The 3,232-nt window shown below is 51.1% G+C and carries 2 rRNA genes; both read right to left on the bottom strand.

From position 1 onward, the window contains the following. Positions 1–52: 52 nt before the first annotated feature. Positions 53–165, bottom strand: a 5S ribosomal RNA gene (gene rrf / locus MYP_RS24510). 135 nt (positions 166–300) lie between these two features. Beyond that, positions 301–3,175: ribosomal RNA gene (locus MYP_RS24505) — 23S ribosomal RNA — on the bottom strand. Positions 3,176–3,232 lie beyond the last annotated feature (57 nt).

Raw genomic sequence — 3,232 nt, 5'->3', positions numbered from 1 at the left:
GCAAAGCAAAAAAGCCCGCAGAGATCACTCTGCGGGCTTTTTCTTATAACTAGCCTGACGATAACCTACTTTCACACTGGTTGCAGCACTATCATCGGCGCAAAGTCGTTTCACGGTCCTGTTCGGGATGGGAAGGGGTGGGACCGACTTGCTATGGTCATCAGGCTTTGACTTGTATGAACTTTGACCACATGGTCAAAATTCGCAATCTGGGAAGAAGTAGTTTTTCTTATTCTTGGGGCAGCAGTATCAACAAACTGCAGCTGTATTCTTGACTTGTCTATAGCCTACCAAGGTTATAGGGACAAGCCGTACGGGCAATTAGTACTGGTTAGCTTAATGCATTACTGCACTTCCACACCCAGCCTATCAACGTCCTGGTCTCGAACGACCCTTCAAGGAGCTCAAGGCTCCGGGAAATCTCATCTCAAGGCAAGTTTCCCGCTTAGATGCTTTCAGCGGTTATCTCTTCCGAACTTAGCTACCCGGCAATGCCACTGGCGTGACAACCGGTACACCAGAGGTTCGTCCACTCCGGTCCTCTCGTACTAGGAGCAGCCCCCTTCAAATTTCCAACGCCCACGGCAGATAGGGACCAAACTGTCTCACGACGTTTTAAACCCAGCTCACGTACCACTTTAAATGGCGAACAGCCATACCCTTGGGACCGGCTACAGCCCCAGGATGTGATGAGCCGACATCGAGGTGCCAAACTCCCCCGTCGATATGAACTCTTGGGAGGAATCAGCCTGTTATCCCCAGAGTACCTTTTATCCGTTGAGCGATGGCCCTTCCATACAGAACCACCGGATCACTATGTCCTACTTTCGTACCTGCTCGACTTGTCGGTCTCGCAGTTAAGCACGCTTATGCCATTGCACTATTAGCACGATGTCCGACCGTACCTAGCGTACCTTCGAACTCCTCCGTTACACTTTAGGAGGAGACCGCCCCAGTCAAACTGCCTACCATACACTGTCCCCGATCCGGATAACGGACCAAGGTTAGAACCTCAAACAAACCAGGGTGGTATTTCAAGGATGGCTCCACGAGAACTGGCGTCCCCGCTTCAAAGCCTCCCACCTATCCTACACAGATTGGTTCAAAGTCCAATGTAAAGCTACAGTAAAGGTTCATGGGGTCTTTCCGTCTAGCCGCGGGTAGATTGCATCATCACAAACATTTCAACTTCGCTGAGTCTCGGGAGGAGACAGTGTGGCCATCGTTACGCCATTCGTGCAGGTCGGAACTTACCCGACAAGGAATTTCGCTACCTTAGGACCGTTATAGTTACGGCCGCCGTTTACTGGGACTTCAATCAAGAGCTTGCACCCCATCATTTAATCTTCCAGCACCGGGCAGGCGTCACACCCTATACGTCCACTTTCGTGTTTGCAGAGTGCTGTGTTTTTATTAAACAGTCGCAGCCACCAGTTTATTGCAACCCTTTCACCCTTCTGCAGTAAAGCAGTCAAGCTACCGGGGCGTACCTTATCCCGAAGTTACGGTACCAATTTGCCGAGTTCCTTCTCCCGAGTTCTCTCAAGCGCCTTAGAATACTCATCTCGCCCACCTGTGTCGGTTTGCGGTACGGTCTCGTATGACTGAAGCTTAGAGGCTTTTCTTGGAACCACTTCCGATTGCTTCGTAGCACATGGCTACACGTCCCAGTCCCTTGAATTCCGCGCCCGGATTTGCCTAAGCGCCTTCTATGAACCAGAAACCAGCTATTCCAACAGCTGGACAACCTTCCGCGATCCGTCCCCCCATCGCATCATACGACGGTGCAGGAATATTAACCTGCTTCCCATCAGCTACGCATCTCTGCCTCGCCTTAGGGGCCGACTCACCCTGCTCCGATGAACGTTGAACAGGAAACCTTGGGCTTACGGCGTGCGGGCTTTTCACCCGCATTATCGCTACTCATGTCAGCATTCGCACTTCTGATACCTCCAGCATCCTTCACAAGACACCTTCGCAGGCTTACAGAACGCTCTCCTACCATATGTCAAAGACATATCCGCAGCTTCGGTGACTGGCTTAGCCCCGTTACATCTTCCGCGCAGGACGACTCGATCAGTGAGCTATTACGCTTTCTTTAAATGGTGGCTGCTTCTAAGCCAACATCCTGACTGTTTTAGCCTTCCCACTTCGTTTTCCACTTAGCCAATCTTTGGGACCTTAGCTGGCGGTCTGGGTTGTTTCCCTCTTGACGCCGGACGTTAGCACCCGACGTCTGTCTCCCAAGCTCGCACTCATCGGTATTCGGAGTTTGCAATGGTTTGGTAACTCGCAATGAGCCCCTAGCCATAACAGTGCTCTACCCCCGATGGTGATACTTGAGGCACTACCTAAATAGTTTTCGGAGAGAACCAGCTATTTCCAAGTTTGTTTAGCCTTTCACCCCTACCCACAGCTCATCCCCTAATTTTTCAACATTAGTGGGTTCGGACCTCCAGGGCGTGTTACCGCACCTTCATCCTGGCCATGGGTAGATCACTTGGTTTCGGGTCTACACCCAGCGACTGTCGCCCTGTTCGGACTCGATTTCTCTACGGCTCCCCTATTCGGTTAACCTCGCCACTGAATGTAAGTCGCTGACCCATTATACAAAAGGTACGCCGTCACCCCATAAAGAGGCTCCGACTGTTTGTATGCACACGGTTTCAGGATCTATTTCACTCCCCTCCCGGGGTTCTTTTCGCCTTTCCCTCACGGTACTGGTTCACTATCGGTCGATTACGAGTATTTAGCCTTGGAGGATGGTCCCCCCATGTTCAGACAGGATTTCTCGTGTCCCGCCCTACTTGTCGTACGCTTAGTATCACCGTTTGGATTTCGTGTACGGGGCTATCACCCGCTATGGCCAACATTTCCAGGTTGTTCCACTATCCAATCGACTATCACGTACAGGCTCATCCCATTTCGCTCGCCACTACTTTGGGAATCTCGGTTGATTTCTTTTCCTGCAGCTACTTAGATGTTTCAGTTCGCCGCGTTCGCTTTGCATACCTATGTATTCAGTATGCAATGACCTAAAAGGCCGGGTTTCCCCATTCGGAAATCTGCGGATCAAAGTGTGTTTGCTCACTCCCCGCAGCTTATCGCAAGCTACTACGTCCTTCATCGCCTGTAATCGCCAAGGCATCCACCATGTGCACTTATTCGCTTGTCCCTATAACGTTGGCCCCTACTGACAGCAGGGAACGTCATAGAAATCAAGAGTACAGCT

The sequence above is a fragment of the Sporocytophaga myxococcoides genome (assembly GCF_000775915.1).
Taxonomy (GTDB): Bacteria; Bacteroidota; Bacteroidia; order Cytophagales; family Cytophagaceae; genus Sporocytophaga; species Sporocytophaga myxococcoides_A.
The sequence above is the reverse complement of the archived record's forward strand: the minus strand, read 5'-3'. Positions and strand labels throughout refer to the sequence as shown.